This is a genomic window from Mesorhizobium sp. M8A.F.Ca.ET.165.01.1.1 (assembly GCF_004792065.1).
In the GTDB taxonomy this organism is placed as follows: domain Bacteria; phylum Pseudomonadota; class Alphaproteobacteria; order Rhizobiales; family Rhizobiaceae; genus Mesorhizobium.
This window is the reverse complement of sequence record NZ_SRTH01000022.1, coordinates 40,018-61,109: the sequence shown is the minus strand read 5'-3', so window position 1 is coordinate 61,109 and position 21,092 is coordinate 40,018. Positions and strand designations below refer to the sequence as shown.

The window sequence follows — 21,092 nt, the reverse complement described above, 5'->3', positions numbered from 1 at the left end:
TAATGCCTGTTGGGGGTTGGAAATGTTCAAGCTTGCAAGCGGCTTTGCCCGTTCCCGCGGCGGGTCGATGATGCCGCTCTTCCTGGTGAGCCTGATGCCGCTGATCGCGGCCGTCGGCTTCTCGGTCGACTACACCAGCGCGGTCCAGACCAGGTCCAACCAGCAGCAGGCGCTGGATGCCGCGATCCTGACGATCACCACCATGGACACCACGTCGACGCTGCCGCAGCGCCAGACGATGCTGCAGGATTCCTTCATCGCCAACGGCGGACAAGGCACAGCGACGCTGACCAGCTTCGTCGCTGGGACCACCGCCACCGCGACCACCGCGCGGGCCACGGCAAGTTTCGCCATGCCGACCGTTTTCATGACCATCGCCAGGATCGACACCGTGCCGATCGCCGTGGCCTCGGCGGTCAGCAAGCCGCCGGCGCTGGTCGCGGCCAACTTCAAGGTCACCGGCGTATCGGGCTACTGGAACAAGAAGATGACGCTCTACGGCACGCAATTCGGTGCGACGACGGCCAAGCCGCTGATGACGATCGACTACGTCTATGGCAAGACCGGAGACCCGAAGGGCTATGGCACCACCACCACCAGCATCCTTACGACCGATTCGACCGGCAAGACCGTCACCACGGTGGCCCAGACGCAGGTTTGCAAGCTCGCCGGCTCCAACCCGCCCGCCGGTGCGGTGATCCAGACCGACAAGTTCCAGACAAAATTTTACTGTGTCGACACGATGTATCCCGCCGATGGCACCGGCGCGTCCATCGATGTCAGCCAGATGGGTGGCCTCAGTCTGCAGATGTATGTGCCATCAGGCAACCCGCAATATCTCAAGACGAATGATCCGACCACCTCCAACCGGCTCTACAGCGGGATCAAGGATCCGCAGACCAACGCTATCAATTACAATGAGATCGCGACCGGCCAGGTCGTCGATATCTTCGGCCTCGTGCCTTGCGGTTCGACAGCCTATCAGGCCTGGGAAGACGGCGGCAACGCGGTCCCGGCGCCGGTCAGCAACGCCGACTTCTTCTACAACGTGACCGGCAAGTGCGACTTCAACAAGCGGCCCTCGGACACCGCGCTGACGCAGTAACGCCGCCTTCTTCCTTCTCCCCCTGTGGGAGAAGGTGTCGCCGAAGGCGACGGATGAGGGGTGCTCCAGGGAACGCCTACGCCTCACTCCGCTCTCGGCGCTGGCGCACCGGTCCACCCCCGGGGCAAACCACCGGTCTCGCCCGTCCTTCGGACCCCACAAGGGGAGAAGGAAATGCCACCAGGGCTGTAGACGGACCGCAGCGTCCGACTAATCTGATGTCATGCCGCATCAAGCCGTCCCTCCCGCCAAACGCAATTTTGCTCGCTCGCTTCGTCGTACCATGACGGAGGCTGAGGGCAGGCTTTGGCAGGAGCTGCGCGACCGCAGGCTCGACGGGATAAAATTCCGCCGCCAGGTGCCCTTTGGCAAATACATAGCGGATTTCGTTTGCATCGAAGCCAGCCTGATCATCGAGATCGACGGCAGCCAGCATGCGGACTCGGCTTCGGATCGCAGCCGTGACGCCGAACTGAAGGCGAGGGGCTTTCGTGTTCTGCGCCTTTGGAATGACGACGTCCTGAAAGACATGAACGCCGTCTGCGACACGATCATCGCCTATGTGCGGGACACGAACCTGCAGCCTTGGCGTTAGCGCCGCCGCTTCTTCCCTTCTCCCCTTGTGGGAGAAGGTGTCGCCGAAGGCGACGGATGAGGGGTGTTCCAGCTTGGCAAGGACAGCACCTCGTGGCGCACCCCTCAACCGTCTCGGCGCTGCGCGCCGATCCACCTTCTCCAACAAGGGGAGAAGGAAGAGGGGCAGGCGCTCTTCAATCACAAACCGGTGAGCGTTGTAACGAAGCGGCAAGTGGCGGCGAAGTGGGGATATGACGGGCGCATCGTGGCGCCCTCCCAGGGAGCAAGCCGATGTCGCCAGTCATCTCAAGCAGGGTCCTCGCACTGTCCGGCCTCGCCGCTCTGGCGCTCGCCGCCTCGCTCGGCGCGGCGGCAGCCCAGCCGCTCAGCGTGGTCGAACTGTTCACCAGCCAGGGCTGCTCGTCCTGTCCGCCGGCCAATGCCAACCTCATCAAGGTCAAGGACCGGCCCGGCGTGCTCGCGCTGTCGTTCAACGTCACCTATTGGGACTATCTCGGCTGGAAGGACACGTTCGGCAAGCAGGAATTCACCCAGCGCCAGGTTTCCTACGAGCCGCCGCTCGGCCATGACGGGCCGTTCACGCCGCAAGTAGTGGTCAACGGCCATGCCGACGTCGTCGGCGCCGCACCCGGTGAGATCGAACATCTGATCACTGCCACGGCCAAGACCGGCGGTCCGTCGCTTTCGCTCGACGGCGGCAAGGTCGCGATCGGCGCCGGCGCGGCACCGGGCGGCAAGGCCGATGTCTGGCTGGTGCGCTACACCAAGGGTGTCGTCGAGGTGCCGGTGGCGCGCGGCGAAAACACCGGCCGCACCTTGCCGCACGCCAATGTCGTGCACGCGCTGACAAAACTCGGCAGCTGGAGCGGCGAGGCCAAGACGCTCGATCTGCCGGCAGCCTCGGGCGGCCTCAGCACCGCCGTGCTGGTGCAGTCGCCCGGCGGCGGGCCGATCCTGGCCGCCGCCGCCAACTAGATCGCGTTCGAGCAGAGATTTGCCGAGCACAGATTTGCGCCACCGCATGGGCGGCGGCGCAAGACCCCGGCCGTCCAAAAGGGCGTGCCACCAACTCCACAAGGAAACCGATCATGACCAATTTCTCCCGCCTGACGCTGCCGGCGCTCGCGCTCGCTCTGTGCTCGACCGCGCTGTTTGCCGGCGGCATCGCGCGCGCCGATGATGCCACCAATGCGATGAAACCCGCCGCCAACGCCATGAAGCCGGCCGCGGACGCCATGAAGCCGGCAACCGATGCGATGAAGCCGGCCGACCCGATGGCCACCAACTCCATGAAGCCCGCCGCCGATGCCATGAAGCCCGCCGCGGACGCGATGAAGCCCGCCGCGGACGCGATGAAACCGGCGACCGATGCCATGAAGCCGGCAACGGATGCCACCGCCAATTGAGCTTGGCGCGTGGCTGTCCCCGGCGGGCTCCCTGTCCAGCCGGGGACAGTCGCTGGAACAATCCCGGCAAAGGCTTGAAGCGGTTTTGCGTCGGGGACTACGTCAAGGCGAAAGTCCCGGCGCACGCGAATGTGAGGCGCCGCCGCAACTTTCGCGCATCGCGCCACCGTAGCTGATCCAATAGACTGATCCCCCAAATTACTGATCAACGGGGGAAGCCATGAGGAGTGCAACCATGACCAACACCAACAACCGTTCGGCCGGTCTTGTCCGGGGCGCGCTCGCCGCACTCGCCCTTGCCGTCGCGGGCGCCGCCTTCTGGCTGACGCCGGCCATCTCCGCCGAGGACGCGGTGAAAATCCCGCCGCCGGCAATCGACGAAAAGGCGGCCCCCGGCAGCGAAAAGGCAATCTTCGCCGGTGGCTGCTTCTGGGGCGTGCAGGGCGTGTTCCAGCACGTCAAGGGCGTCAGCAAGGCCGTTTCCGGCTATACTGGCGGCGCCAAGGACGACGCCGTCTACGAGACGGTCGGCACCGGCCGCACCGGCCATGCCGAATCCGTCGAGATCACCTATGATCCCTCCGTCGTCACCTACGGCCAGCTGCTGCAGGTCTATTTCTCGGTAGCCCACAACCCGACCCAGCTCAACTACCAGGGACCGGACTCCGGCACCCAGTACCGCTCGACGATCTTCGCCGAGAACGACGCGCAGAAGAAGATCGCGCAGAGCTACATCGTCCAGCTCGACAAGGCCAAGGTGTTTTCCGAGCCTATCGTCACCACGCTGGAAACCGGCAAGACCTTCTACCCGGCCGAAAACTACCACCAGGACTTCCTGACACTGAACCCGACCTACCCCTACATCGTCTACAACGACCTGCCCAAGGTGGCGAATTTGAAGACGCTGTTCCCGGCGCTCTACAGCGAAAAGCCGGTGCTGGTGCTGTCGGCGAGCAACTGAGTGCCTAATCTCCCCCCTTGAGGGGGAGATGGCCGCGAAGCGGCCAGAGGGGGTCGGTCCGACCGGGCTCGACCTGTTGCGACAGAAGAAGGCTAGCGCCTTACGTCCGGCGACCCCCTCTGTCACCTACGGCGACATCTCCCCCTCGAGGGGAGATTTTGTGCCTACATGACCTTCATCGCATCGCACGACACATCGGGGTTCATGTCGGCAAAGGTCCCGGTCGGGTTCTTCTTCCACGCCCAGACATGCAGTTCGTAGAAAGCCCCGAGGCCGTAGCGGTTGGGTGCGCTGTTGAAGTTGAACAGCTGCCCTCCGAGCGATGCCGGACCTTTCGAGGTGATGTATTCGACGGCAACAAGCCTGAGCTTGCCGTCGGACATCGGCTCGTACATCACCGCCTCCGGCTTGGCGACATCGATCGCGTCGTCCTTCAGATAGGCGGCATTGACGTAGTGGATGCCCATCGCGCCGCCGCTGATGCCGCTGGCGCATGCGATCGGCGCGTAGCCTTCGGCGGTCGCCATCGCCACATTCTCGAAGCGGCTATTGGCCGCCCGCACCTTCTCGTCCAGCGCGCCGGTTTCATGGGCATTCGCCGCCGTGGCCGCGATCGACAGGATCGACAGGTTGATGAGATGTCTGGTCCACAGATGGATGTTCATTTTCTCTCCTCGTTGTTGATGCGCGCGGGAGCCCCCGCTCCTCGCGGCGAAGCGGTATGGCCGGGCGTATCGGTGGCTATAACCGGGTGAAGTCCCAGTAGTGGGGCAGCTCTTCGCGCTCCGGCAGGCCGATGTCGCGCCTCAGATAGTCGCCTTCCGGTGGCCGGCGCCTGCCCGGCAAGTGCGCGGAAAGCGCCGACACGATCCGCCGCAGGCGGCGGGGCACGCCCCACGCCCGGCGATCATCTCCCAGGGCAGGCATCGCGTCGTTGGCCGGCATGTCGGGCATGCCGCCATTGCGCTGGGCGGCCGGACCTTCATGGGCGATAAAAGTAAGGGTCAAGAACCCGCACCTCCGTGATCTTGTCGACGGGCAGGGAGTTCTTCTGGGCGGTGCTGCGGATCGCCTCCGGCGAAGGCGCGTCATAGATGCAGAAACTCTGCTTCTTGTCGGGCGACACAAAGGACTGCACCCAGGTGACGCCCTTCTCGGCGTTGCGCATGATCACTCCGGCCAGTGCATCGGCGCCGGCATCGTTCATCGGCACGCTGAGGCCGGCAGGAAATGTACGTTCAACCACATAGCGGGGCATATCGAGGTTCCCTTTTCCATTGGACACGCTCGAATTGAGCGCGGCTGGACATGATCACGCCTGTCAACGGCGCGCATCGGAACCTTTCCCTATGTTTGGCGGGACGATTCCCCATGTTAACGGCGTTTAGTCCAGGAGCCACACAGCAGATACCGAGCCCGGATACCCTGGCGGTCGAGTTGGGGCGCGGCGGCCGCAACCAGGATCACGTGAGCCGATGACCATGCTTCTGGAACGGCAGACACAGCTGGCGCAATTGGACGGCTTGCTGGCACAGGCCGGCCGCGGCCGCGGTCACGTGGCGGCGTTGTCGGGCGAAGCGGGCGCCGGCAAGTCGGCGCTTGTCGAGGCCTTCATCGGCGAAGCCGGTGCGCGGGCCCGCATCTTGCGCAGCGCCTGCGAAGACCTGTCGATTCCCGATCCGCTCGGGCCGCTCTACGACCTTGCGCGAGAGGCGCAATGGGCAATGCCGCAAGCCGTCGACGCGCGGCGGGGAGAGCGGCTGCCGCTGTTTTCCGACGCGCTGGACGTCTTCGACGCGACAGCGGGCGCGACCATTCTGGTGATCGAGGATTTGCACTGGGCCGATGACGCGACGCTCGACTTCGTCCGCTTTCTCGGCCGCCGCATCGCCAACACCCACATCCTGCTGCTTTTGACGGCGCGCACGGACCGCAGCGAGGGCCAGATGCGCGTGCGCCGCGCGCTGGGCGAAATCCCGGCCGCAAGCGTCGCACGCATCGACGTGCCGCTTTTGAGCGAGGCGGCGGTGCTGTCGCTCGCCGGCGCCGCCGGCCGTGACGGCGATGCCATCTACCGGGCGACCGCCGGCAACGCCTTTTTCGTCACCGAACTGTTGAGCTGCGAATGCGAAACGGCATTGCCGGCCAGCGTGCGCGACGCGGTGCTGGCGCGCGCCGAACGTCTGTCGGCCGGTGCCCGCTCGATGCTCGACGCCGTCTCGGTATTTCCCAGGCGCGCCGACGCCTGGGCGCTGGCGGGCCTGTGCGGCGTGGCCAGTGCCGGCCAGCTCGCGGAATGCGTCTCCAACGGTTTGCTGGACGATCTGGGCGACGCCTATGCGTTTCGCCACGAGATCGCCCGCCACGCCATCGAGACGATGCTGACGACCAGCCACCGACGGGCGTTCAACCAGCGCGCGCTGTCGGCGCTGCTCGAAAGGGGCGACGTCGCCACCGCGCGGCTGGTCCATCACGCGGTGGAGGCGCACAATCTGGAGACGGTGCGCGAACTGGCGCCGGTCGCGGCGCGCGAGGCCTCCCGCGTTGGCGCCCATCGCGACGCCACCGGCTATTATGAGGTCGCCTTGCGCCAGGCCGACACCTTGCCCGCGCAAGAGCGCGCCGGGCTTTACGAGCAATATGCCTTCGAGTGCCATTTGATCGCGCGCATCGACGACGCCATCGAGGCGCAGGAGAAGGCGCGCGCATTGCAGCAGGCGCTCGGCAACGGTCTGAAAGAAGGCGACAGCCTCAGATGGCTGTCCCGCTTCGCCTATCTCCTGGGCGACCGGCAGGCCGCCGACCGGTTCGGCGCCCAGGCGGTCGCGTTGCTGGAGAGCGTTGGGCCCAGTGCCGAGCTTGCCATGGCCTATTCGAACCTTTCGCAGCTGGCGATGCTGGCCGAAAGACTGGACGAGGCGTTGTCGCTGGGCTCGAGGGCGATAGAGCTCGCCGAACGGCTGGACCGGCCGGATGTCGTTTGCCACGCCCTCAACAATGTCGGCGCCGCCGAGCAGTGGCTGGATCTGGCCAGCAGCCGGCGGCATCTTGCCCGCAGCCTCGAAATCGCGCTGCAGGAGAATTTTCAGGAGCACGCGGCACGCGCCTTCACCAACTGCGCTTGTGGCGGCATGAACCAGCTCGACTACCGCGAGGCTCAATCCTTCCTCGATCGCGGCATCGACTACTGCGTCGAGAACGATCTGGCGACATGGCGCGACTACATGCACGGCGTGCGCGCGCAGTTGCGGCTGCGTCAGGGATGCTGGGACGAGGCGGCTTCCGAGGCGCTGGATGTGATTGGCAACGATCAGGCCACGGCCCTGGTGCGCTATCCCGCCTTGGTGGCGCTGGTGAAACTGCGCCTTCGGCGCGGCGACCCATCGGCCGAGCCGCTTTTGGCGGAGATGAAGCGGTTTCTGGAAAAGGGCATCGAGCTGCAGCGGCTGCTGCCCTACGCGGCGGTGGTTGCCGAACAGGCCTGGCTTGGGCAGGCGGACAAGGACGAGGCGCTACGGCTCATCGGGCTTGCCGAAGGCCTGTCACCGACACGGGCTGTCTTTGCCGAACTGGCCGTCTGGCGGCGAATGCTGGTACCGGATGTCGATCCCGGATACACGGCCGGCATGGCCTTGCCCTACAGGATGCTGCTCACCGGGGACTGGCGTGGCGCGGCCTCGGCCTGGGTCGAGCTCGACGCGCCTTACGAACGCGCATTGGCGCTTGCCCAGGGCGACGAAGCCGCACAGCGGGTGGCGCTGGAGATATTCGAGGCGCTTGGCGCCCGGCCGGTCGCCCAGCACGTGCGCGACATCATGCGCCGAAGCGGTGTCATTCACATCGCCCGTGGCCCGCGCCGCTCCACGCGCGCCAACCGCGCCGGCCTGACCGAGCGCCAGATGGAAGTGCTGCAGCTGATCGAGCGCGGCTTGTCCAACAAGCGCATCGCCGAGCATCTCGCCATTTCGCCCAAAACGGTCGACCACCATGTCTCGGCGGTGCTGGGCAAGCTGGAAGCCGTGTCGCGCGGCGAGGCCACCGCCGCCGCGCGCGACAGCGGGCTGATCTGAGCCGGCACGCTTGATCCGCCGCCCGCCCTGCTCGCAGGCAGAGCCTCAATCGTAAGTCAGATCCGTCGCCTTGCCGCCGAACACGCGGTAGGCATAGAACGAATAGAAGATGATCACCGGCAGCACCACCACGGTGCCGGCCAGGATGATCGCCAGGCTTTCGGGCGCCGACGCCGCCTGCCAGATGGTCAGGCGATCGGGCACCACGAACGGATAAAACGACCAGGCCAGCCCGGCAAAACCGAGCGCGAAGATGGCGGCGAGCGTCAGGAACGGCGTCAGCGCATGGCGGTCATCGGGCCTCGGCAGGTGGAAGGTCTGCCGCCACAGCCAGAGGAACAGCAGCGCCGACAGGATCGGCAGCGGCGACAGATAGAGCATCTGTGGCCAGACGAACCATTTGTCGAAGATGCGCGGGCTGGCGAAGGGCGTCGCCAGCGACACCGCGGCCATGCCGAGCGCGGTCAGCACCAGTGCCGTGCGCAGCCAGCGCACAGCCTTCTTCTGCAGCTCGCCTTCGGTCTTGTAGATCACCCAGGCAGCGCCCATCGCCGCGTAGGCGGCCGCCAGGCAGAACGCCACCAGCACGCCGAACGCCATGCCGCCCGGCCCGACATCGAGGCCGAGCACGTAGACGCCCAGCATGTAGCCCTGCGCCAGCGAGGCGATGACCGAACCCAGGAAGAAAATACGGTTCCAGCGATGTTTTTTCCCCGCCGGCACCTTGGCGCGGAAATCGAAGGCGACGCCGCGCAGGATCAGCCCGACCAAAAGCACGAAGACGGGAATGTAGAGCGCGGTGAGGATGACGCCATGCGCCAGCGGAAAGGCGACCAGAAGCAGGCCGACGGCCAGCACCAGCCAGGTCTCGTTGGCGTCCCAGAACGGGCCGATTGCCGCAATCATCGTGTCCTGCTCGGTGTCCTCGGCGGCGGCGAACAGGATGCCGATCCCGAGGTCGAACCCGTCGAGAATGACATAGATCAGGATGGCGAGGCCCATCAGGCCGGCGAAGATGAGGGGGAGCAGGGTTGGCCAGTCATAGGTCATCGGGATATCTCCCAGCCGCGATGGGCCGGGTGCACGGCCTTACCGCTTGAAGCGATCGTTTCAAATCGATTGTCGGGGTTGGCGCCGCCCCTCATCGCCCTGCCGGGCACTTCCCGTATAGTGGCGGGGAGAAGTGGGCTGGCCGCACCGCCGGCACCCCTCCAGCAACGCTGACGAGAAGCGAAATCGGCGACGACAGCGCCCCTCTCCCCGTCACTATACGGGGAGAGGATGCCGACAGGCGGGTGAGGGGCGGCGCGGACCTGCGATGAAAGCATGCTCACTCCCCCGCCGCCGGTTGCGACATGGCCGTCTTCATCACGCCCGGCAGCGGCGATGAATCGCCATCCTTGGGCGCCTTCAGCGCCAGGTGCACCAGCACGCCGAGATAGGCGATCAGCAAAAGCAGGTAGAGCAGGAGATAGATGGCGAGCGTCAGCGCGACATGGCTGCCGGCCACCGGACCGACGGCGTCGGCTGTCTTCAGCACGCCGGTCACCAGCCAGGGCTGGCGGCCGATCTCGGTCGTGTACCAGCCGGCCAGTGTCGCCAGCCAGCCCGACAGCGCCATCGGCACCATCAGCAGGGCGAGCGGCCTGGGCAGCGAATGCCGGCGCTTGAGGAAGAAGGCGGCCGACCACGAGACGGCGAGCATCAAAAGCCCGGTGCCGACCATGATGCGGAAGCTCCAGAAGAGCGGAAAGACCGGCGGGTGGTTGCCGGGGTAGTCGTTCAGCCCTGGCACCACGCCGTCGGTGCCGTGCCGCAGGATAAGGCTGGCCCCATCCGGAATCGCGACCTCGAATCTGTTTTCCTTGGCCGCCTCGTCGGGCAGCGCGAACAGCACCAGCGGCACGTTGGGGCCGGTGTTCCAGTTGGCCTCCATGGCCGCGATCTTCTGCGGCTGGTGTTCCAGCGTGTTGAGCCCATGCTGGTCGCCGGCCAGGATCTGGATCGGGATCAGGATGGCGGCGGTGAAGACGCCGGTGCGCAGCGCCTTCCACATCGATTCCGAACGGTCGCCCCTGAGGTAGCGCAGCGCCGACAGGCCAGCGATCAGGAACGAGACCGTAAGCCCCGAGGCGAGCAGCATGTGCACCAGCCGGTAGGGCATGGACGGGTTGAAGACGATGGCCCACCAGTCGACGGCATGTGCCACGCCATCGCGCATCTCGAAGCCGGCCGGGGTCTGCATCCAGGAATTGAGCGCGATGATCCAGAAGGCCGACAGCGTGGTGCCGCCGGCGACCAGCACCGTCGCCAGCGTGTGGACGCGGTTGGAAACGCGACGGAACCCGAACAGCATGATGCCGAGGAAGGCCGCTTCGAGGAAGAAGGCGGTGAGGATCTCGTAGGCGAGCAGCGGTCCGGCGATGTTGCCGACATGCTCCATGTAGCCCGGCCAGTTGGTGCCGAACTGGAAGCTCATGGTGACGCCCGAAACCACGCCCATGGCAAAGGACAGCGCGAACACCTTCACCCAGGTGAAATATGCGCGCATCCAGGCGGAATCATTGGTCGCGTTATAACGCAGCTTGAAGAACAGCAGCACCCAGCCAAGGGCAATGGTGATCGTCGGAAACAGGATATGAAACGAGATATTCGCGCCGAACTGCATGCGCGAGAGAATAAGCGGGTCCATGGCGGGCTCCGGCTGCTTATTATTTCGACGCAACTCCGGGCAGAAAACCTCTTTACACTTTTCCTGGAATTGCTCCAATACTGGCGAAGGATAGGCCCGAAGCGGGGGCAGGTCAAAGCGGCGTCCTGCCGCGAGGCTGAACGCCACAGGACAATTTTACCGGATGCAGGCGATCTGTCTTCAGGCTGCCCGCGCCCCGGTGTCGAGAACTGGCAGCAGCGGCATTGACTTGCGGTTGCACCGGGCGACAACAGGCCTATATGAAGTCACCTCTTTCAGGCAGCCGTTTTCAACCATGCCCTCCATTCTGTCCATTTCCGGGGTCTCCAAGACCTACGCCACCGGCTTCACCGCGCTCAAGGAAGTCAATCTCGATATCCAGCGCGGCGAGATTTTCGCCCTGCTCGGCCCCAACGGCGCCGGCAAGACGACGCTGATCTCGATCGTCTGCGGCATCGTCAACCGCTCGTCGGGTACCGTCCGCGTCGACGGCCACGACATCAACAAGGACTATCGCGCCGCGCGCAGCCTGATCGGGTTGGTGCCGCAGGAACTCACCATCGACGCCTTCGAGAGCGTCTGGGCAACGGTCAATTACAGCCGCGGCCTGTTCGGCAAGCCGGCCAATCCGGCCTTTGTCGAGAAGGTGCTGCGCGATCTGTCGCTCTGGGACAAGAAGGACGCCAAGGCCATCACCCTGTCGGGCGGCATGAAGCGGCGGCTGATGATCGCCAAGGCGCTGTCGCACGAGCCGCGCATCCTGTTCCTCGACGAGCCGACCGCCGGCGTCGACGTCGAGCTGCGCCAGGACATGTGGGAGATGGTGCGCCGGTTGCGCGAGGACGGCGTCACCATCATCCTCACCACGCACTATATCGAGGAAGCCGAGGCCATGGCCGACCGCGTCGGCGTCATCAACCGCGGCGAAATCATCCTGGTCGAGGGCAAGGCCGAACTGATGCGCAAGCTCGGCCGCAAGCAGATGACGGCGGAGCTGCGCGCGCCGCTCGCCAGCGTGCCCGACGGGCTCTCGCACTACGCGCTCGAACTGTCGCCGGACGGCACCCAACTCACCTACACCTATGACAACCAGAGCGACCGGCCGGGCGTCGCCTCGCTGATCAGGGATCTCGAGGCGGCCGGCATCCAGTTCCGCGATCTCGACACCAAGAACAGCTCGCTCGAAGAGATCTTCGTCAATCTCCTGAGGCAAGAGCCATGAACCTGCGTGCGGCCCCTAATTTTCGCGCGGTATGGGCGATCTACCGGGTCGAGATGGCGCGTGCGTTCCGCACCGTGCTGCAGAGCATCATCTCGCCGGTCATCTCGACATCGCTCTATTTCGTCGTCTTCGGCTCGGCCATCGGCTCGCGCATCACCGAGATCGACGGCATCAGCTACGGCGCCTTCATCGTGCCGGGACTGATAATGCTGTCGCTCTTGACGCAGTCGATCTCCAACGCCTCCTTCGCCATCTATTTCCCGAAATTCGTCGGCTCGATCTACGAACTTTTGTCAGCTCCGGTCTCCTATCTGGAGATCGTCATCGCCTATGTCGGTGGGGCAGCGACCAAGTCGATCATCCTCGGCCTGATCATCCTGGCGACGGCTTCGCTGTTCGTGCCGCTACAGATCGAGCATCCGTTCTGGATGCTCGCCTTCCTGATCCTGACGGCGGTCACCTTCAGCCTGTTCGGCTTCATCATCGGCATCTGGGCGAAAAGCTTCGAGCAGCTGCAGTTGGTGCCACTGCTGATCGTCACCCCGCTGACCTTCCTCGGCGGCAGTTTCTATTCGATCCACATGCTGCCAGGCATCTGGAAGACGATTACGCTGTTCAACCCCGTGGTTTACCTGATCAGCGGCTTTCGCTGGAGTTTCTACGGCAAGGCCGACGTCTCGGTCGGCATCAGCCTCGGCATGACGCTGGTGTTCCTGGCCGCCTGCATCGCGATCGTCGCCTGGATCTTCCGGACCGGCTACCGGCTGCGCAACTGATCGGCTGAAGGCGTCCTGAGCCGCAGCCGAGATTTGTGAGATTCAGCGCAGGCCGGCCTCACCTGAATATCGGCGGATCTCAGATGGCCTTGACCAGCCGCAGCAGCCCCAGCATCTCGATGTAGGCCCCCTCGCGAAAAGCGATATAGACCGGCTCCTCGGCGCCATGGAAGCGGCGCTTGAATGCCGCCTGTCCCTGCAGGTTGAACCTGCGGCGGTTGATCCAGGGCGAGTCGTAGGCGCGCTGGAAGGTGTTGCGCCAGAACTCGCTTTCGGCAAATCCGCTCGGGCCGACATCGACCAGCGGCGACAGGCCGAGCGTCACCACCGAAACGCCTTCCTCGCGAAAGCGGTCGACGGCGAATTTGGTCAGGCCGATCTCGGCATGCGGCGAGGCATCGATATGCTTGCGCTTGAAGGCGGTGGTGTAGCCGATCACCTTGCCGTCGGCGAACAGCGGATCGAAGTCGAGCAGGGCGACCAGGTCGCCATCGGGACCGTGCAGGACGAAACGGCGCATGTCGGTGCCGAGCTGCTCGTAAAACGGACGGTTGAGAAAACCCATCTCCCAGCGCTTGACGATACGGTCGCCGCGCCAGTTTTGGGAGAGCCGGGAGATCTCGTCGAGATGGATCGTGCGCTTGTCCTCCTCGAACGAAAAGCCTTTCTTCAGCAGCCAGCGCTCGGAATAGCGCACGGTCTCGTTGCGCTTGCCGGAAAAATCATGGTCGGGCAGGACAAGGCGGGTGTCGATGCCCAGCCGGTTGACCTTGTAGCCGAGTCCGGCAAGGACCTGGGCGGTCTGTTCGCCGATCTGCACGAACCATGGGCCGCCGGCACGCTCGACGAAGCGTCTGATATAATCGGGCCGCTGCGCCGGCGCCGCCACCGGATCGCCGAGCGCGAAATGATGCCTCATCTTGGTGCCGAAGGCGATGTAGCCGTCGGCGTCGCCAAAATAGGAAAGCTTGCGCTGCGCGGCGGTGGAATAGGCGAGCGAGAAATCGCCATAGCGGCGCACCAGCGCCAGCCGCTCGACATGCGTCAGCGCCAGTCGCTCGACCTTGGGCGAGGCGCCCTCGAGGATGTTGTCGAAATAGATCCGCAAGGAGGGCATGGTCGAGATTCCGCGTGCCGTCTGCGGCGCCGCATGCCTTGAATGGCACGCAAGACCGCCGTGGCGCCTTGATTTCTAGCGGGAAGCCGAGTCGGTTACGGGTTCGAATTCCTGCATCGTCAGAAGAGGTCCACCAGCCCCCGGACCTCGAATCAATCACTTTGCCGCGACCTGGTTATCGCCGATGCCGCCGATATGCCATATAGGGCTGGATGTATTCGGACAGAAGCGGGCAACCGTTTCATGTCGTGGTTTTGGCCGCAGTTGCGCGATCCGGTAGTTTTCGCCCGGCGGCGGAATGCTCCGGGGCGAGACCACGGCTCGGCGCAGGCCCATTGAAAATCGGCTTCGATTTGCCGTTCGGGCTCGGCGCGCGATCAAACTGTTACAGCGGCCTGCGAGCCTTCGGGGTTGCCGCAAGGGCGAATGGGATTCGAGTGTGAATGGCTGACACGACACCCGGGACGATGATGGAGCAGTTGCTGGCTGTCGAGCCGGCGATCGTCATTGGCGCCGGCGCCGCGGGGCTGGCTGTCGCGCGGGCCTTGATGAAGGCCGGCGTGGCGACGGTGGTCCTGGAGAAGGAAAGCCGGCTGGCCGAGCCCTGGCGCCGGCGCCACGATCAGCTGCACCTCAACACCCACCGCGATCTCTCGGCGCTGCCCGGCCTTGCCTATCCCAAGGGTACCCCTGCCTTTCCGCACCGGGATGTCGTCATCCGCCATATGAACGATTTCCATGAGGCGAACCGTTTGCCGGTGGAGTTTGGCGTTTCCGTCGAGGCCATCATGTCCGGGGGCGACCACTGGATCGTGCGCACCAGCGCCGGCTCGCGCCTGGCGCGTCATGTCGTCGTCGCCACCGGCCGCGACAGGGAGCCCTACACGCCGCAATGGAAGGGCATGGAGGCGTTCAGGGGCCGGATCGTCCATTCGGCCGATTTTGGCGACGCCCAGGCCTATGCGGGCAAGAAGGTGCTGGTTGTCGGCGCCGGCAATTCGGGCTTCGATGCCCTCAACCATCTGGCGGGCATCGATACCGCCGCCGTCTGGCTGTCGGCCCGCAACGGCCCCGTCCTCTTGCCCAAGCGTATCGGCAAGATCGCCGTGCATCGCCTCTCGCCGCTCATGGCGCGCTTGCCGCTGCGCGTCGCCGACGCGGTCATGGCGGTGACGCAGCGCCTGGTTTTCGGCGATCTCACCAAATTCGGCATCCCGCGGGCACCTGCCGGCGGCGCCAGCCGTCTGACTTCGGACTACACCGCGATCGCCGCCGACGATGGCGCCGTCAATGCCATCAAATCGGGCAGGATCCTGGTGGTGCCGGGGATACGGGAGTTCACCCGCGATGGCGTCATCCTGGCCAATGGCAGCCTGATCGCTCCCGACATCGTCATTGCCGCGACGGGCTACCGCACCGGCTTGGAGCGCATGGTCGGCAATCTCGGCGTGCTCGACGAAAAGGGCGTTCCGCTCTTCAACGGCGGTCAGGCCGATCCGAAACTGCCCGGCCTGTGGTTCACCGGCATGCGGCCGAGCATCCGCGGCTGCTTCGCCAATGCCGGCATATTGGCCAAGGCGATAGCCAGGCGCATCGCCGGTCCCGGCCAGCCGGGGACCTCACGCTGATTTCGGCTCCAGCCGCCGGAAACCGACGGCCTCGGTCAGCATCTCCTCGTCGACCATGCCGGCATTGTAGAGGGCAAGCAAGGTGAGGGCCAATTCACGCGCCTCCGTGGATTCGGGATGCGCTTGCCGTCGGCGGCAGGCCTCATCGAAGACACGTTGCAACGTGGCCACTTCGTCAGGTTTGAGCAGGCCACGGTCGTAGATCGACTTGGGCATGGCGATGATCTCCTGATCACGATTTAGGGCGCCATGTGTAAATTGCCAATCTTTCCCGAGGCTTGAATGCAATGCCGCGCAAAAAAGTGGGGCCGCGGATCGCCGAAGCCCCTCTCGTTTTGTCTCGCCCGACGTCAGACGCCGATCTTGCCGCCGCCCTGTTTGGTGATCGCCACGACCGCAGGCCGTACCGGCATGTCGGGCTTGAAATCGGGCCAGCGGGTCGACAGGTCCTCATAATAGGAAGGCCGGCCAAACGCGTCCCAGTCCTCGCCGCCGTCGCCCGGATGCTGGACGGCGACGAAGGCGGTCTGATCGTCCGGCGTAAACAGCGGGCCGCACATCTCGGCCCCGATCGGCACCCGGAAGAACAGTTTCGAGGTCGCCCGCGCCGATCCTTCCGTGTCCACCGCCCACAGGCCATCGGTGCGGCCGGTGGCCTTCGGGCCCTGGCCGTCGGTGGCGACCCACAGGCGCCCGGCCGAATCGATCGCGCAATTGTCGGGCATGCCGAACCAGCCATTGGCCGTCGTCGCGGTGGAGAAGGTGGCGCCGACATCGGCCACCGACGGGTCGCCGCATTTCAGCAGCACTTCCCACTTGCCCTTTGTGGCGGCGAAATCGCCGCCGTCCTCGACGATCTCGATGATGTGGCCGAAGGTATTCCCGGCGCGCGGGTTGGCGGCGTCGGCCTGATCGGCCTTGCGCTTGGAATTGTTGGTCAGCATGACATAGACCTTGCCGTTGCCGGCATTGGGCTGGATGTCTTCGGGCCGGTCCATCTTGGTGGCGCCAAGCAGGTCGGCGGCGCGGCGCGTCTCGATCAGCACGTCGGCCTGGCCGGCAAAGCCGTTTTCCGCCGTCAGCGGACCCTGGCCGAACACGATCGGCATCCATTCGACCGAGCCGTCCTCGGCGAATCTGGCGACATGCAGTGTGCCGTCGTCGAGCAGGTCCTTGTTGGCCGCGCGGTCTCCGGCATTGAACATGCCCTTGGTGACGAATTTGTAGACATAGTCGAAGCGCTCGTCGTCGCCGAGATAGAAGACGACGCGGCCGTCCTTGGCGACGATCGATTCGGCGCCCTCATGCTTGAAGCGGCCCATGGCGGTGCGCTTGCGCGGCACCGAATCCGGGTCGTTGACATCGACCTCGACGATCCAGCCGAAGCGGTTGGGCTCGTTCGGCTCCTTGGCCAGGTTGAAGCGGTCGTAATGCGCGCCCCATTCATAGGCGCCTTCCGGGATGCCGAGGCGCTTGTAGTTGGCGGCTTCCTTGTGGCCTTCCGGCAGCTCGCCGGAGAAATAGCCATGGATGTTCTCCTCGGCCATCACATAGGTGCCCCAGGGCGTGACGCCGCCGGCGCAGTTGTTGATCGTGCCGAGGACTTTCGTTCCGGACGGATCGGCATTGGTCTTGACGCGGTCATGGCCCGCGACCGGGCCGGACAGCGTCATCTCGGTGCTGGAGGTGATGCGGCGGTTGAGCTTGCCGTCACGCACAACCTGCCATTTGCCGCCGTCCTTGCGGATCTCGACGATGGTGCCGCCATGCGCGGCCATCTCGACATCGACCTGCTCCTTCGAGAGCGGCGCCACCTCGGCCGCCATCTTGCCGTCCTTCTCGACGATCTTGACGATGCCCGGGAACATCAGATGCGGGTTGGTGTATTCGTGGTTGACCACCAGCAGGCCATGTTCCGCCGAGCCATCGATCGCGATGTAGCCGACATAGTCGTTGTTGTAGCCGAACTGCCTGGCCTGGGCTTGTGCCGACTGCTTGGTCGGATCGAATTCCGGCGAATCGGCAAACAGCGGATCGCCCCAGCGAAGCAACACATCGGCGTCGTAGCCCGGCGCGACATGGTGCTTGTCGTCGATGCCGGCCTCCAACTCGTCGAACTTGAAGGCCGAGCTTTCCGCGGCGCGGGCATCGTCGGCGGCGATCATCGCCAGCGGGCTGACGGTGGCGGCGATCGCCGAGACGGCAAGCGAACCCTTGAGGAAGCCCCGGCGCGAAAACCGCGCGGCGATGATCTCGCCCATCGTGCGGTTTTCGCTGGGATTGTTGGCCGGGCCTTCGTTTTCCTCGAGCAGGCTGGTGCGGAATCGGGCGTCGGGGGAGCAATGTTCGGTCATGAGAGCCTCTGGCTGGATTGGCTGGAGCTTGTTGCCTGATCGACCGCCTTACAGTCGGCCGATCACATTTTCGTGACAAGGTATCGGCGCTGCCGCGGCCTCACGACACCATTTTTCACGCCGGACCTCGGACTTTAGTCCAGTCTTGCGCCTGCAAAGGTCCTGGGAGACAAACGCAACGGTCGGAGGTCGCTTCCGGTCACCACGTGTTTCGGCGATGTTGGTTGCACTGCAACGTTGGGGTGGGTGCACCGGCTCAATCGACGGAGTTCAGGGATGCACGGATCGATAACGGCCCGTTGTTGCCGGCTGGCTTTCGGATCGGCTGCGCTTCTGGCGCTGACCATCGCTCCCTATGGAATTGCCTTTCATGGCTTCGTGCCTGGAATCGAGGCCGCGACCGCGCTCGCCAAGGGTAGCGGTGGCGGCGGTGGTGGTGGCGGTGGCGGTGGAGGCGGTGGCGGCGGCAGCAATGGAAACGGCAACGGCGGCGGCAACAATGGAAACGGCAACGGAAATGGCGCTGACAACGGTGGCGGAAATTCGGGGTCCGGCAAGGGCCAGGGCGGGAAGAGCAGCCATGTCAACGCCACCACTGGCGACGAGGTCGACGTGGACGGCAACAAGATTACGGTTCACCACCCCGACGGCTTAACGGAAAAGATCGAGAACGGCCGTTTCAGGATGAAGGATGCGCTCGACCGCACGATCATCGACCGCCCGGCCACACCGGCCGACGTCAGCCGTCTCAAGGCCCTTTGAATCCTTCTGAAATCTCCGCCTTGTGAAGCTGGTCAACAGGCAACGACCAGCTTCACACGTCACCTCCGCCGCCCCCCGGCGGAGGTGACCTCGTTTTCGCGCTGTGTTCCAATGCTGCGATGACTTGGAGCAATTCCATGAAAAGTGCGTAGCGGTTTTCCCGGGAGAAGCGCGTAGCTTCGCTAAACCGCTTTATGAGAAGTCCCTCTCGCGGTCACGAAACTCGCGCATCATGAGGGCAGCCTCGGTGCGGTTCCGCACGCTGAGTTTCGACAGCACCCCCGTCATGTGGTGCTTGACGGTCTTCTCCTGCAGCTCCAGGCGCAAGGCAACTTCCTTGTTGCTCAGTCCTTCCGCCACCAGCCGCAGGATTTCGGTCTGTCGGCCGGTGAGTTGCCGCAGCCGGTCCGCCACGCCGTTGGTGGGCTGCAGGGACTGCACATCGGAAAGCAGCCGGGCCGACAACATCGGCGAAAGATAGCTTTCGCCGGCCGCCACGTTGCGCAGGATATCGGCAAGCGAGCGCGATCCGACTCCTTTGAGGATATAGCCGTGCACCCCCGCGTTCAGGGCCTTGGTCACGTCGGCATTGGCCTCCGAAACGGTCAGCATGACGATCTTCTGGGCGGGATGGTCGGCAAGGATGCTTGCAACCGCGGCCAGGCCGCCGCCGGGCATGGAAATGTCGAGCAGCAATATGTCGGGCTGCACGGTCGAGGCGATGCGTTCCGCGTCCTGCGCGGTAGCCCCTTCTCCGACCACCTCGAAGCCTCCGATCTCCGAAAGGCTGCGTGTCACACCCTCGCGGAAGAGAGGATGGTCGTCGACAATGGCGATGCGGATGGCGCCCATCATGCTTGCTCCTCGACCGAAAGACGGATCATCAATTTCGTGCCCTTCGGCCCCGTCAGGGTTTCGAACTGTCCGCCAATGCTTTCAACCCGCTCCCTGAGGCCGGCCAGCCCCAACCCTTCGGCCCGGGCCGGATCGAAGCCCGGCCCGCCATCCGACACTTCGACGAAAAGCCGGCCATTTTTCATTCCCGCACGCACCGCCTGATCCTTGCCCCGCCCGTGGCGGTAGGCATTGTTCAGCCCCTCCTGCACGAAGCGATAGATGCTGATCTTTTCAGAAGCGCCGGGCTCGGGCAAATGTTTGGGCAGCGTAAGCGTCACCGACGTGCCCGTCCGGCGCTCATGCTCCTCGACGGCCAGCCGCAACACGTCCGCCGCCGCCGCCGTTTCTATCTGCGGCAGCACCAGGCCGGTGCAGATGCCGCGTATCTCGCGCATCGCGTCCTCCAGCGTCTTGCGAATCATGGCGACCTCGGTCGAGCGGCCTTCGCTGCCATGGCCGTCGCCGGTAAACACCGGGCTGTCCATGCGCAGCGCCGCCAGGGCCACCAGCTGGGCAGGGCCGTCATGCAGGTCGGCGCCGATCCGGCGCAGGTATCGTTCGTTGAGCGCCGTGGCGCGGCGGGATGCCCGCTGCACGCGCTGCCGCAAGGCGCTGTTCTGCGTCACCAGGCCCTGCAGTTCCGACACCTGGCGGCGCAGCGCCCCGCGCTGGTCGTCGATGGTGCGGCTGGCGCGCAGGACGATGCCCGACAGAAGCAGGAATGCCGTCAAGGTGGTGCCAGCCACGATCAGCCAGCTCGACAGCAGGGCGGAAGCCAGGGTGGCCTTGAAATCGCCGGCGAGCTCGTAGAATTCGGTGACGGCGACCACGTCGCCGGACCAGGGTTCGCGCACCGGATTGTAGATTTCGAGCAACGGCACACCCGCGGCCCGCTCCTTGTCTTCGTCCTCGTCGAACGTATCGAACTGGGCCATGACGCTACCCTGGAAGGCGGAACGCAGATTTTTGTTCAGCTCGAAGCGGCGGCCGATCAAATCCGCGTCCTTCGCGTAGAGCACCGTGCCGTCGCGGCGCCAGAGCCTGAACGACGCCAGGCGTTTGCCGAGCGCGCCCTGGCCGAGTGTCTCGTCGAGCGCCTGTTTGACGGATTCGCTGAGCTCCTCGCTCTTGCGCAGGTCGGGCAGCAGCGGCGCAATCACACTGTCGACATAAAGCGCCGTCGTGGCGGCCGAATTGCGAATGACGCCGTCCCGGATCTGCGTCGTCACCCAAGTCCCCACGATCAGCATGACGACCAGCAGCCCAAAGCCGCCGGCAACGACGAATTGCAGGGCAAGGGAAAGCTCGCTCCAGCGCCGCGCCAAGTTCTGAAGAATACGAATCATGGTCCCCTGACCGCCCTTCTATCGATATGCTGGGCGATTCCAGCACATTGAGCTTCAGTCTCGCCGTTGCCAAGACCTTCGTTGCAACGACCTCGCTTGACGTCTCGGCGCGCTTCGGAAACAAGGTCCGCGATATCAGGCGAAAGCCACTTCGAGGGG

General features: G+C 64.8%; 20 protein-coding genes. 10 read left to right on the top strand and 10 right to left on the bottom strand.

Annotation, left to right across the window (positions count from 1 at the left end):
• Positions 1-22: 22 nt before the first annotated feature.
• From EN808_RS32395 to msrA, 5 genes are all read left to right on the top strand, one after another.
• The gene (locus EN808_RS32395) at positions 23-1,105 is read left to right on the top strand and encodes a pilus assembly protein TadG-related protein (RefSeq protein ID WP_135918016.1); all 1,083 of its coding nucleotides are present in this window, start codon (positions 23-25) and stop codon (positions 1,103-1,105) included.
• A 223-nt stretch (positions 1,106-1,328) separates the two neighbouring features.
• Positions 1,329-1,700 (top strand): endonuclease domain-containing protein, encoded by a 372-nt coding sequence (locus EN808_RS32390; protein ID WP_135918015.1) that lies wholly within the window; start codon positions 1,329-1,331, stop codon positions 1,698-1,700.
• A gap of 272 nt (positions 1,701-1,972) precedes the next feature.
• A complete protein-coding gene (locus EN808_RS32380) occupies positions 1,973-2,677 on the top strand; it encodes a DUF1223 domain-containing protein (protein ID WP_127276452.1) in 705 nt (234 codons plus the stop codon).
• 113 nt (positions 2,678-2,790) lie between these two features.
• A complete protein-coding gene (locus EN808_RS32375) occupies positions 2,791-3,108 on the top strand; it encodes a hypothetical protein (RefSeq protein WP_135918013.1) in 318 nt (105 codons plus the stop codon).
• Positions 3,109-3,343: 235 nt separating this feature from the next.
• On the top strand, positions 3,344-4,069 hold the full coding sequence (gene msrA, locus EN808_RS32370; RefSeq protein ID WP_135918012.1) for a peptide-methionine (S)-S-oxide reductase MsrA: 726 nt from the start codon (positions 3,344-3,346) through the stop codon (positions 4,067-4,069).
• A 164-nt stretch (positions 4,070-4,233) separates the two neighbouring features.
• On the opposite strand, the gene EN808_RS32365 is transcribed toward msrA, so the two are convergent.
• From EN808_RS32365 to EN808_RS32355, 3 genes are all read right to left on the bottom strand, one after another.
• A complete protein-coding gene (locus EN808_RS32365) occupies positions 4,234-4,734 on the bottom strand; it encodes a hypothetical protein (protein ID WP_135918011.1) in 501 nt (166 codons plus the stop codon).
• Between the two features lie 76 nt (positions 4,735-4,810).
• Entirely contained in the window at positions 4,811-5,077 is a 267-nt protein-coding gene (locus EN808_RS32360; protein ID WP_135918010.1) for a hypothetical protein, read from the bottom strand.
• Positions 5,052-5,327: a DUF4242 domain-containing protein gene (locus EN808_RS32355; RefSeq protein WP_135918009.1), complete on the bottom strand. Its 276-nt coding sequence runs from the start codon at positions 5,325-5,327 to the stop codon at positions 5,052-5,054. Before EN808_RS32355 ends, EN808_RS32360 begins: the two co-directional genes overlap by 26 nt.
• A gap of 223 nt (positions 5,328-5,550) precedes the next feature.
• On the opposite strand from EN808_RS32355, the gene EN808_RS32350 reads away from it, so the two are divergent.
• A complete protein-coding gene (locus EN808_RS32350) occupies positions 5,551-8,139 on the top strand; it encodes an AAA family ATPase (protein WP_135918019.1) in 2,589 nt (862 codons plus the stop codon).
• Positions 8,140-8,184: 45 nt separating this feature from the next.
• Here the strand turns inward: EN808_RS32350 and EN808_RS32345 are convergent, their stop codons facing one another.
• On the bottom strand, positions 8,185-9,189 hold the full coding sequence (locus tag EN808_RS32345) for a cytochrome d ubiquinol oxidase subunit II (protein WP_135918008.1): 1,005 nt from the start codon (positions 9,187-9,189) through the stop codon (positions 8,185-8,187).
• A 280-nt stretch (positions 9,190-9,469) separates the two neighbouring features.
• On the bottom strand, positions 9,470-10,831 hold the full coding sequence (locus EN808_RS32335) for a cytochrome ubiquinol oxidase subunit I (RefSeq protein ID WP_135918007.1): 1,362 nt from the start codon (positions 10,829-10,831) through the stop codon (positions 9,470-9,472).
• Between the two features lie 295 nt (positions 10,832-11,126).
• On the opposite strand from EN808_RS32335, the gene EN808_RS32330 reads away from it, so the two are divergent.
• Both EN808_RS32330 and EN808_RS32325 read left to right on the top strand, forming a co-directional pair.
• Positions 11,127-12,053 (top strand): ABC transporter ATP-binding protein, encoded by a 927-nt coding sequence (locus EN808_RS32330; protein WP_135883984.1) that lies wholly within the window; start codon positions 11,127-11,129, stop codon positions 12,051-12,053.
• Positions 12,050-12,829: an ABC transporter permease gene (locus EN808_RS32325; protein ID WP_127276440.1), complete on the top strand. Its 780-nt coding sequence runs from the start codon at positions 12,050-12,052 to the stop codon at positions 12,827-12,829. Before EN808_RS32330 ends, EN808_RS32325 begins: the two co-directional genes overlap by 4 nt.
• A 79-nt stretch (positions 12,830-12,908) precedes the next feature.
• Here EN808_RS32325 and EN808_RS32320 read toward each other — a convergent pair whose 3' ends face one another.
• Complete coding sequence (locus tag EN808_RS32320) at positions 12,909-13,946, bottom strand: phosphatidylglycerol lysyltransferase domain-containing protein (protein ID WP_127276438.1); 1,038 nt, start codon at positions 13,944-13,946, stop codon at positions 12,909-12,911.
• A gap of 443 nt (positions 13,947-14,389) precedes the next feature.
• Between EN808_RS32320 and EN808_RS32315 the strand changes: the two genes are divergently transcribed.
• Entirely contained in the window at positions 14,390-15,574 is a 1,185-nt protein-coding gene (locus EN808_RS32315; RefSeq protein ID WP_135918006.1) for an NAD(P)/FAD-dependent oxidoreductase, read from the top strand.
• On the opposite strand, the gene EN808_RS32310 is transcribed toward EN808_RS32315, so the two are convergent.
• The gene (locus tag EN808_RS32310; protein WP_127276434.1) at positions 15,566-15,790 is read right to left on the bottom strand and encodes a hypothetical protein; all 225 of its coding nucleotides are present in this window, start codon (positions 15,788-15,790) and stop codon (positions 15,566-15,568) included. The two genes, EN808_RS32315 and EN808_RS32310, sit on opposite strands and share 9 nt — an antisense overlap.
• Before the next feature lie 134 nt (positions 15,791-15,924).
• Positions 15,925-17,928 carry a PhoX family phosphatase gene (locus tag EN808_RS32305; protein ID WP_135918005.1) on the bottom strand — a complete coding sequence of 668 codons (2,004 nt, stop codon included), beginning with the start codon at positions 17,926-17,928 and terminating at the stop codon, positions 15,925-15,927.
• Positions 17,929-18,204: 276 nt separating this feature from the next.
• Here EN808_RS32305 and EN808_RS36575 point away from each other — a divergent pair, with 276 nt between their 5' ends.
• Positions 18,205-18,690, top strand: a complete 486-nt coding sequence (locus EN808_RS36575; RefSeq protein ID WP_189524220.1) for a hypothetical protein — start codon at positions 18,205-18,207, stop codon at positions 18,688-18,690.
• Between the two features lie 192 nt (positions 18,691-18,882).
• Here EN808_RS36575 and EN808_RS32300 read toward each other — a convergent pair whose 3' ends face one another.
• Together EN808_RS32300 and EN808_RS32295 are read right to left on the bottom strand one after the other, a co-directional pair.
• Positions 18,883-19,545, bottom strand: a complete 663-nt coding sequence (locus tag EN808_RS32300; RefSeq protein WP_127871064.1) for a response regulator transcription factor — start codon at positions 19,543-19,545, stop codon at positions 18,883-18,885.
• Positions 19,542-20,933, bottom strand: a complete 1,392-nt coding sequence (locus EN808_RS32295) for a sensor histidine kinase (protein WP_127278299.1) — start codon at positions 20,931-20,933, stop codon at positions 19,542-19,544. The genes EN808_RS32300 and EN808_RS32295 overlap by 4 nt, the downstream gene beginning before the upstream one ends.
• Positions 20,934-21,092 lie beyond the last annotated feature (159 nt).

What these genes read in the sequence shown, in the direction of transcription:
- EN808_RS32395 (WP_135918016.1), top strand. Translation starts at nt 23, where the DNA reads ATGTTCAAGCTTGCAAGCGGCTTTGCCCGTTCCCGCGGCGGGTCGATG.
- EN808_RS32390 (WP_135918015.1), top strand. Translation starts at nt 1,329, where the DNA reads ATGCCGCATCAAGCCGTCCCTCCCGCCAAACGCAATTTTGCTCGCTCG.
- EN808_RS32380 (WP_127276452.1), top strand. Translation starts at nt 1,973, where the DNA reads ATGTCGCCAGTCATCTCAAGCAGGGTCCTCGCACTGTCCGGCCTCGCC.
- EN808_RS32375 (WP_135918013.1), top strand. Translation starts at nt 2,791, where the DNA reads ATGACCAATTTCTCCCGCCTGACGCTGCCGGCGCTCGCGCTCGCTCTG.
- msrA (WP_135918012.1), top strand. Translation starts at nt 3,344, where the DNA reads ATGACCAACACCAACAACCGTTCGGCCGGTCTTGTCCGGGGCGCGCTC.
- EN808_RS32365 (WP_135918011.1), bottom strand. Translation starts at nt 4,734, where the DNA reads ATGAACATCCATCTGTGGACCAGACATCTCATCAACCTGTCGATCCTG.
- EN808_RS32355 (WP_135918009.1), bottom strand. Translation starts at nt 5,327, where the DNA reads ATGCCCCGCTATGTGGTTGAACGTACATTTCCTGCCGGCCTCAGCGTG.
- EN808_RS32350 (WP_135918019.1), top strand. Translation starts at nt 5,551, where the DNA reads ATGCTTCTGGAACGGCAGACACAGCTGGCGCAATTGGACGGCTTGCTG.
- EN808_RS32345 (WP_135918008.1), bottom strand. Translation starts at nt 9,189, where the DNA reads ATGACCTATGACTGGCCAACCCTGCTCCCCCTCATCTTCGCCGGCCTG.
- EN808_RS32335 (WP_135918007.1), bottom strand. Translation starts at nt 10,831, where the DNA reads ATGGACCCGCTTATTCTCTCGCGCATGCAGTTCGGCGCGAATATCTCG.
- EN808_RS32330 (WP_135883984.1), top strand. Translation starts at nt 11,127, where the DNA reads ATGCCCTCCATTCTGTCCATTTCCGGGGTCTCCAAGACCTACGCCACC.
- EN808_RS32325 (WP_127276440.1), top strand. Translation starts at nt 12,050, where the DNA reads ATGAACCTGCGTGCGGCCCCTAATTTTCGCGCGGTATGGGCGATCTAC.
- EN808_RS32320 (WP_127276438.1), bottom strand. Translation starts at nt 13,946, where the DNA reads ATGCCCTCCTTGCGGATCTATTTCGACAACATCCTCGAGGGCGCCTCG.
- EN808_RS32315 (WP_135918006.1), top strand. Translation starts at nt 14,390, where the DNA reads ATGGCTGACACGACACCCGGGACGATGATGGAGCAGTTGCTGGCTGTC.
- EN808_RS32310 (WP_127276434.1), bottom strand. Translation starts at nt 15,790, where the DNA reads ATGCCCAAGTCGATCTACGACCGTGGCCTGCTCAAACCTGACGAAGTG.
- EN808_RS32305 (WP_135918005.1), bottom strand. Translation starts at nt 17,928, where the DNA reads ATGACCGAACATTGCTCCCCCGACGCCCGATTCCGCACCAGCCTGCTC.
- EN808_RS36575 (WP_189524220.1), top strand. Translation starts at nt 18,205, where the DNA reads ATGCACGGATCGATAACGGCCCGTTGTTGCCGGCTGGCTTTCGGATCG.
- EN808_RS32300 (WP_127871064.1), bottom strand. Translation starts at nt 19,545, where the DNA reads ATGATGGGCGCCATCCGCATCGCCATTGTCGACGACCATCCTCTCTTC.
- EN808_RS32295 (WP_127278299.1), bottom strand. Translation starts at nt 20,933, where the DNA reads ATGATTCGTATTCTTCAGAACTTGGCGCGGCGCTGGAGCGAGCTTTCC.